At 65.9% G+C, this 7,428-nt stretch carries 8 protein-coding genes and 1 pseudogene; 5 read left to right on the top strand and 4 right to left on the bottom strand.

The window, feature by feature from the left end:
• The first annotated feature begins 42 nt into the window (after positions 1-42).
• Complete coding sequence (locus AC07CM_RS49870; RefSeq protein WP_478883203.1) at positions 43-549, top strand: hypothetical protein; 507 nt, start codon at positions 43-45, stop codon at positions 547-549.
• On the opposite strand, the gene AC07CM_RS49865 is transcribed toward AC07CM_RS49870, so the two are convergent.
• Together AC07CM_RS49865 and AC07CM_RS49860 are read right to left on the bottom strand one after the other, a co-directional pair.
• Positions 491-1,297, bottom strand: coding sequence for an IS5 family transposase (locus AC07CM_RS49865; protein ID WP_478883200.1), 807 nt, complete (start codon positions 1,295-1,297; stop codon positions 491-493). The genes AC07CM_RS49870 and AC07CM_RS49865 overlap by 59 nt on opposite strands.
• Positions 1,298-1,602: 305 nt before the next feature.
• Positions 1,603-2,841 carry an IS701 family transposase gene (locus AC07CM_RS49860; protein WP_478883202.1) on the bottom strand — a complete coding sequence of 413 codons (1,239 nt, stop codon included), beginning with the start codon at positions 2,839-2,841 and terminating at the stop codon, positions 1,603-1,605.
• A 203-nt stretch (positions 2,842-3,044) separates the two neighbouring features.
• Between AC07CM_RS49860 and AC07CM_RS49855 the strand changes: the two genes are divergently transcribed.
• The 3 genes from AC07CM_RS49855 (at position 3,045) to AC07CM_RS49845 (ending at position 5,900) form a co-directional block, all read left to right on the top strand.
• Positions 3,045-3,479: a pentapeptide repeat-containing protein gene (locus tag AC07CM_RS49855; protein ID WP_478883199.1), complete on the top strand. Its 435-nt coding sequence runs from the start codon at positions 3,045-3,047 to the stop codon at positions 3,477-3,479.
• A 409-nt stretch (positions 3,480-3,888) separates the two neighbouring features.
• Positions 3,889-4,401: a hypothetical protein gene (locus tag AC07CM_RS49850; RefSeq protein ID WP_478883198.1), complete on the top strand. Its 513-nt coding sequence runs from the start codon at positions 3,889-3,891 to the stop codon at positions 4,399-4,401.
• A 20-nt stretch (positions 4,402-4,421) separates the two neighbouring features.
• Entirely contained in the window at positions 4,422-5,900 is a 1,479-nt protein-coding gene (locus tag AC07CM_RS49845; protein WP_478883197.1) for a gluzincin family metallopeptidase, read from the top strand.
• Positions 5,901-6,150: 250 nt separating this feature from the next.
• Here AC07CM_RS49845 and AC07CM_RS49840 read toward each other — a convergent pair whose 3' ends face one another.
• Both AC07CM_RS49840 and AC07CM_RS49835 read right to left on the bottom strand, forming a co-directional pair.
• Entirely contained in the window at positions 6,151-6,375 is a 225-nt protein-coding gene (locus tag AC07CM_RS49840) for a zinc-ribbon domain-containing protein (RefSeq protein ID WP_478883196.1), read from the bottom strand.
• Positions 6,348-6,956, bottom strand: a complete 609-nt coding sequence (locus AC07CM_RS49835; protein WP_478883201.1) for a zinc-ribbon domain-containing protein — start codon at positions 6,954-6,956, stop codon at positions 6,348-6,350. Before AC07CM_RS49835 ends, AC07CM_RS49840 begins: the two co-directional genes overlap by 28 nt.
• 38 nt (positions 6,957-6,994) lie before the next feature.
• Here AC07CM_RS49835 and AC07CM_RS49830 point away from each other — a divergent pair.
• Positions 6,995-7,155 (top strand): annotated as a pseudogene (locus tag AC07CM_RS49830) (HoxN/HupN/NixA family nickel/cobalt transporter); the annotation flags it as partial.
• Positions 7,156-7,428 lie beyond the last annotated feature (273 nt).

The raw sequence follows: 7,428 nt of genomic DNA, 5'->3' as shown, positions 1-7,428 counted from the left end.
TCGTTGCTGATCAAGTTGCCGTGGGGGTGTCGGATGCCGTCGATGCGGGCGGTTCTGGAAGCGCGGCGGAAGGCCGCGGTAGTGCGGGTGGAGGAGCTCGAAGCCGAACTCAAGTGGGTGCGGGCGGACTTGGCTGACGCCGAAGAGGTTCTCAGACGCCGGGTGATCGGGCTCGAGCAGTATCTGGAGGCACTGGCCGAGGAGGAAGCACCCGCCATGGCGGTCGGCGGTCCGTCGAGGAGGAAGCCGGTAGGCCCGCGACGTGCGGTGCCGCATCGGGAGAACGCCGGCGGCGTCGAGGACCTGTCCGTCGACTACCAGGCGGTGATGGCCGCCGCGGCGGAGGCCGGAGACGACGGGCTGGGCGCCCGACGGGCGGCCGTGGTGCTGGGCTGGGACAGCGCCTCTGCCTCACGCGTCGAGGGTGCGAGAGCACGGCTGAAGAGGCTGGTGGAACGTGGCTGGCTGGTGGAGACGAAGCCCGGAAGGTTCACGCTGCTGCCGTTGGAACAGGTTGATCACGTCGGGCGGCCAGGCGGCGGTTCATGAGTGCGATCATCGACCACCGGATGACGGCTTCGCTTGTATCGGTGCGTCGTTCGTAGTCCCGGACCAGGCGCCGACTGCGCAGAAGCCAGGCGAAGGACCGCTCGACGACCCAGCGGCGGGGCAGTGCCTGGAAGCCTTGGACGTCCTCGCCCCGGCGGACGATGTCGAGGACGAGCCCGAGATGCTGGCTGGTCCAGTCGGTGAGGTGGCCGGTGTAGCCGCCGTCGGCCCAGACCCGCGCCAGCCGTCTGAAGCGGCCGGCTGCCGTCGGCAGGAGTCTCCGGGCGCCGTCCCGGTCGGTCATGGACGCCGGTGTGACCAGCACGGACAGGAGAAGTCCGAGCGTGTCGGTGAGCAGGTGCCGCTTGCGCCCGTTGATCTTCTTGCCTGCGTCGAACCCGCGTGAGGTGTGGGCGACGGTGGCGTCCGCCTTCACCGACTGCGAGTCCACCACAGCCCCACTCGGCTCCGGATCACGGCCTTCTGCCTGGCGGACCGCCTGGTGCAACCGGTCGTGCAATTCGGCCGTCAGCCCTGCGTCCCGCCAGCGGGCGAAGAAGGCGTAGACCCGCGGCCAGGGCGGGAAGTCGGACGGCATCGGCCGCCACTTGATGCCGTTGTCGACGAGGTAGCGCACCGCGTCGATCATCTGCCGGTGGCAGTAGCCCTCCGGCCGGCCACCACGGCCTGCCAGCCATCCCGGGACCGGCAGCAGGACTCTCACCACAGCCCACTCGGCATCGCTCATGTCCGAGCCGTAGCGGGGCCGGCGGTCCGGCCGGTCGGCCGCGTTCCCGAACCTGTGGGCGAGACAGTCACACGCAGGAGTGGACGAACTGGACCCGGCAACCGCGATCACGCGACACTTCGACAACGGGGCCTCTTGATTCTCGCTGGACTCGACAACCGCGAGCTACCAAGAGGCCCCTCTTCCATGCCCCGGCATCGGCTAACTCACCCGATCCAGGACGCTGTTCGAACCCAGCCGACCACGCAAGCGGATAGAGAACAAGCAGTTACAGCGGCTAATACTCCAGCTGTAGATCGTGATCTTCATGCCTGGGATGCGGCTTGTCGCAGGTAATGGCTGGTCCGTGACCGTGCCTGGTGGCGGCGTCGCCAGTCGGACCAGCCAAGCCGGTGGGCCAGATCGTGAAGAGGCCGGACGGCAACAGTGATGAACAGTCGCTGGATCTCATTGCAGGTCAGCGGGATCAGGCCGTCGGGTTCCGGCCGGTGGGCATGCTCATCGGCTCGGACGACGGCGAGGAAGGCGTGGGCGAACATGGCGAGGGTGACCCAGCGGCTCCAGGAGGGGTAGCGGCGGACCTGGTGCTCGTCGAGCCCGGTCAGGCCCTTCCCGGCCTGGAACGTCTCCTCCACTCGCCACCCTGAACCGGCGATCCTTACCAGGGTGTTCAGCGGCACTAGCTGGGCGGAATGGCAGCGGTAGTAGGCCAGTTCGCCGGTGGCTCGGTTGCGGCGGATCAGCAGGTGGCGTCCTCCTGATCCCGTGGCGACCAGATCGATCACGGCCCAGTCGTAGAAACGCTGTCCCTTCGCTCCCTGTCCGGAGGACAGCTTCTGCCAGGCCCGCCGGGGCAGCTTGGCGGCCAGGGCATCCGCGCGGAACTTGCCTGCCCTGGTGGCCACTTCAGCCGAGCAGGCTACTGCGAGCACGTAGCCCATGCCACGTTCCTCCAGAGCGGACCGCAGTTTCGAGTTGCCGCCATAGACCTCGTCTCCGGTCACCCAGCCGACATGGTGTCCGGCGTCCAGGAACCGTTCGATCATCACGCGGGCCAGCTCCGGCTTGGTCGCGAAGTCGGTGTCCTCGCCAAGTCCAGCCGCACGGCAGCGGTCGGGGTCAAGGATCCAGGAGCGCGGGATGTACAGCTCGCGGTCCACCGCTGCGTGCCCGCAGGCGCCGGCGTAGACAAGGTAGACGGCGACCTGGGAGTTCTCGATCCGGCCGGCGGTGCCGGTGTACTGGCGCTGGACCCCAACGGTGTGGGTGCCCTTCTTCACGTCGCCGGTCTCGTCCACGACCAGCACCGCGGCCTCGTCGTGCAGGTGCTCCACGACGTACTCGCGCACGTCGTCGCGGACGGCATCGGCGTCCCAGGCCGCCCGGCACAGCAGATGCTGCATGCCATGCGGATTCGTGTCCCCGGCCCACTCCGCGATCGTCCAACAGTTCTTGCGCGGCAGGTCCGCCAGCAGTCCCAACACCAATCGCCCAGCCCGCCGCCGGGGTTCGACCCGGGCGAACCGGCCCGCGATACGCCCCATGGCCACCTCGAACGCCTCCCGCCAACGGACGGGATCTATGCTGTGACCTGCGGCCACCGTCTGATCTTCTGTCTTCACACACCGATGATCACCGGTGGCCGCACCTGCTCCCGCACCAGTCCGGACCTGTGTGTCGGCTGACGGACGGCGGACTGCCGGAAATCCGGGCGACGGCCACCGACCCGGCTGACACGCTGGCGCACATGACCACACCACTGACCGCGAGACAACGACTCGCCGCGCTCCACAGCTATGCGGCCGTGAACGGTGAGGACTTCACCGGCCAGAACCTTGCTTCAGCTCGCACGTCGCGGCTGCGGTTCACCCGCTGCTCGTTCAGCGGGGCCGATCTACGCCACGCCACCCTGGACGGGTGTTGGTTCAAGTTCTGTGACTTCAGCGACGCAGACCTGCGCGGGGCTTCACTGCGCGAGGCCAGCCTGGCCGGATGCGATCTGCGGGGTGCTGACCTGCGCGACACCGATCTGACCGACGCCAGGTTCGGAAGCGTGAACACTGGCGTGCCCCCGCTCGGGCTGACCTACGTCACCGGTGCCCGGTTCGAAGGAGCGTCCTTGCACAACGTCCAAGCGGAAGGCGTCATCGGGTGGCCACCCGGGCACGGCGCGAACGAGTAGGGCCTGCCTGGCGGCGAGATCACGATCTACAGCTGGAGTACTAACACAATGAGATGGATCGGTCTTGTGGGCCGTGTCCGCTTGGTGAGTTGAGCGTTGTCGGGTGCGTGGGGGCATTGCCAATCTGCCCCGCTCGCCGCATCTGACCTGCGGAACCACACGCCAGGAAGGGGGCGTGCGCCTAGAGCGCTTGTGACCGGGCGGCGCAGACAGCAGGCGCGAACCTTGGCGCCCCCTCCCTCCTGACAGGGTTGCACGCGCCCAACGTGTGCCCCCGGCGCGCTTGGCGCATTGCGGTATAGGCACAGCGTCACCCATGTGGACCTCACTGAGTCGCCCACGCCTCAACCAACCGTCAACGTATGACGCATGAGCGATTCGGGATGAACATCAAACGATTGGAGGAGGCATGGAAGCAGGGTCCGGCAATATTTCATATGAGTCAGCTAACTCAGAAGAGATTCCGTCCGATAAGTACAAACTGGCCTATGATGCCGCCGTCCACGGACTAGCGCAGCAGGACACCACACTTACGAATCTCCGGAATAGAGCAACCGGCCTCATCACCATTGCGACGCTCATTGGGTCATTTTCCTCCTACTTTGGACTGGGGGCGAATGGTCGTCCTTTGCCGGTATGGTTTGCCGGGGGTCTAATTATTTTCATCTGCAGCATTCTCGCCTGTGCATTCTACGTTCTCTGGCCCAAGATGGATTGGGCGTTCGGCCCCGATCCTGACAAGCTTCTAAATTACGAGCACAGTGATTACCGGCTCACACGGGGGGCGGCTATAGGCATGGCCAAAAAAATGAAGGACAATCGTGAGGAAATTCGACGAAGGAGCAGGTCGTACGGTGTGAGTGCCGTACTCCTCGGCGGGGAGGCGGTGTTTGTCGTCCTGGCCTCCTTGTTTTCCAGATGATAAGACGCGGAGGGATGATCATGTCTACGGATGAGCCGGAAGAGATTGAACCATGGGTGGGGCCAACGGTCACTCAGCAACAGCAAGGCATTATTCCGACGGTTCTGGTGTATGAGGATGACCCCGGATTTCCTCCACAGGTCAACATGCCGGTATCGCATCCCGTTCCCCAACTCGACACACAACCCTTCCCTATGGCCATCGCAGAATCCGCGCCGAAGCCGGACGGTGCCGGGCCGGGTACGGAGGCCTTCCGCTACTGGGTGGCGGCCGATGGGCTCAGCAGGTCCAGCCGGACCTGGGGGCCGCTGGTCCCGAGCGGAACGCAGTGGCATTCCTCGGTCGGCCACTCCCTCACCGCGCACCTTGACGCGGGAGACGACCTCAACGCCTTCTACGACCGCAGGGGCCTGTGGTTCTTCCGCCGCACGGTGGCGGGCGTCACCGTCGCCACGTGCGAGAGCACCGACGTCCTGGCTCACGAGACGGGTCACGCGATCCTCGATGCCCTGTGTCCTCGGCTGTTCAACGCGGCGAGCGCAGAGGTGGCCGCCCTGCACGAGGCCTTCGGTGATATCAGCGCGCTGCTGACCTCACTGCGGCTTCAAACGCTGCGGATCGCGGTACTGGCCGAGACCCATGGCGACCTCGAACTGTCCTCGCGGGTGTCGAGGATGGCCGAGCAACTGGGCTGGGCGATCCGACAAGGCCACCCGAACGCGGTCGATCTGGACTGCCTGCGCAACCTGTCGAACAGCTTGTTCTACCGTGACCCGGTGGATCTGTCGCCAAACGGGCCGGCGAGCATGCTCTCCAGCGAGCCGCACTCGTTCTCCCGGGTGTTCAGCGGCGCGTTCCTGAAGGTGGTCGCCGGGATCTTCCGGCAACAGGACCTGCAGGACCAGGCCGGTCTCGCCTTGGCGGCCGAGATCGCTGGACAGCTGCTGGTCGATGCCGTCGTGGCGGCGCCCGTGGTGTCCGCCTATTTCGCACAGGTTGCAGGTCATATGATCGCTGCGGACCAGCGCCGGAACGGCGGCAAGTACGGTCAGTGGCTGAGGTCGGCGTTCATCCGTCACGGCGTCCTGTCTCTGAAGGCCGCCGTGTCCATCACCGAGCCCGAGGTGGCACGCCGAGCCGCCGGAATCGCCGAGGCGATGCCGGGCGGTGGCGACGACGAAGGGCTCACGGCCGTCACAATCCACGGATCGACGTACGGGCTCACCCGACCCCTCATCCTCTCCGCCCCCGCGGAGGAACGACGGTTCGGCATCGCTGGCTCCGCCCCTGCTGGCGGCTCGGTACGGCCCGCCGACCCCGAGCGGGTAGCCACGTCGTTCCTGGAGGACCTCTTCCGTCGCGGCCGCGTCCACGTACCCGAGGAGCACCGCACTGAAGCGGCGTTCGTCGACGACAGCCCCTCCCGGCTCAAGACGCACGAGATCACGCGGAGCTCGACCGGCGAGGATCTCGCCCTGATCCGGCGGTGCTTCGACTGAGCAGCGGGCGGAGTTGGCTCAGGAAACCACCCAAGCGACCCTCGACTCACGGCACCAGCGCACCTTCGCTATGCGGAGATCGGCCGACTCAGGCTCAACTGTCGCGAGCTGCGGGCTCCTGCGACACACCGCCGACACACCGTCAGGTGCCACACTTCCTGGGTCAGTTTCCGCCCCAGATCAGAAGGCGTGAGGGGCTCGATCAGTGCAACCAACCCGGAGCCGCGCCCCAGGTTCACAGGTCACGGTTTCAGACAAAAAGAGGCGGATCACACCCTGGGGGTGGCTTCTTAACGGAGTAGCTAAGTGAGCACGACAGGCAGAGCAAAGCCGCCTTTTTCCGATTGTGTGGTGTGGAGAGAAAGGATTTTCCGCAGCGAGGGCAGAGCCACCACCGATCCGTATTCGAGCCGGGGTTGACATCGGCTGCCGGGGTGACCTCTCCGTTCATCGTCGGATGCCAGATTGCAGACACCTGGGGGAACAGATCGGCGAGGGAACGACCAGCCTTCGGGGTCGCCCGAGAGGTGCCCTGCCGCCTGCGACCGCACACAGGACAGCCTTGCCCGTGTGTGTGCGGTTGGTGATGAGAGCCTGCCACTCGTTCCCACACGAGGCACAGACCCACCACGCCTTCGTGTTCGCGAAAGGAGCAACCCGGTTCGGGGACCCGGTGTTCTTCTTCATGTCCCACTCAGCGGCGACATCGGGAAATTCAGAGGCGAGACTTACGTCCCGCAAGAAGTAAATGTCTGTCTCGGCTTGAGCGGTGGCGATGGGGCGACCAGTCGATCGATAGTCTTGGATGTCGGGGACCTCGCATCCAAGCTGTGCCAGACCGTCGATGGCTGCACACGTGAGAGTGTGCGCGTCAGCGTAGGCCGGAACGGACACCGACACCTCACCGACACCCAGCTTGGTCAGGTTCCCTTCGCGCAGCCGCAACACGCGCCAGCCTGCTCCAAGTAGGGCCCTCGTCTGCACCTCGTCGCGCGCCATATTCCCGGTGTGCCAAAACTCCCCATCGAACTCGACGACGACACGCCACTCGTCCAGAACGACGTCACCCCGGACGGCACGCCGACCCGCAACCCTTCTGGGACTGGATCTCCGGTCTCGACTCAACATCATCGGCTACGTCATCGTCGGCCTGTTCTTCGCGACCTGGGTCATCGCCGTCGCGGTATGGAAGTTGGGCCGCATCGAGGAGAAGTGGACTGCCGGGCTACGACCGAGCGAGCAGCAGGCCGACTGAGCCAGCGGGCGTGACCGATCCAGCAGCGGAACGAGTAGAGAAGCGGCCCACACACACCCTGGCCCCCGGCAGCCGCCGGGGGCCCGGTCGTTGAGTCAGCTCTCCGACCGTCAGCCGCCGCCGCCGGGACGGCGGCCGGTCTCCCCAGCTCATCGCTCAGGTCCTCGACGTCCAGTTAAGACCGTGTCCTACGTGGTGAGGCGGACGAGGCGTTTGTAGCAACAGAGGGCGGCGGCGAGTCCGAGAAAGGCCAGGTAGTTACGGGGATTGCGC

The organism is Streptomyces sp. NPDC044061 (assembly GCF_056434305.1).
Note: the sequence above shows the minus strand (reverse complement) of the source record. Positions and strands in the feature narration are given on the sequence as shown.

What these genes read in the sequence shown, in the direction of transcription:
- AC07CM_RS49865 (WP_478883200.1), bottom strand. Translation starts at nt 1,297, where the DNA reads ATGAGCGATGCCGAGTGGGCTGTGGTGAGAGTCCTGCTGCCGGTCCCG.
- AC07CM_RS49860 (WP_478883202.1), bottom strand. Translation starts at nt 2,841, where the DNA reads ATGGGGCGTATCGCGGGCCGGTTCGCCCGGGTCGAACCCCGGCGGCGG.
- AC07CM_RS49855 (WP_478883199.1), top strand. Translation starts at nt 3,045, where the DNA reads ATGACCACACCACTGACCGCGAGACAACGACTCGCCGCGCTCCACAGC.
- AC07CM_RS49845 (WP_478883197.1), top strand. Translation starts at nt 4,422, where the DNA reads ATGTCTACGGATGAGCCGGAAGAGATTGAACCATGGGTGGGGCCAACG.
- AC07CM_RS49850 (WP_478883198.1), top strand. Translation starts at nt 3,889, where the DNA reads ATGGAAGCAGGGTCCGGCAATATTTCATATGAGTCAGCTAACTCAGAA.
- AC07CM_RS49870 (WP_478883203.1), top strand. Translation starts at nt 43, where the DNA reads ATGCGGGCGGTTCTGGAAGCGCGGCGGAAGGCCGCGGTAGTGCGGGTG.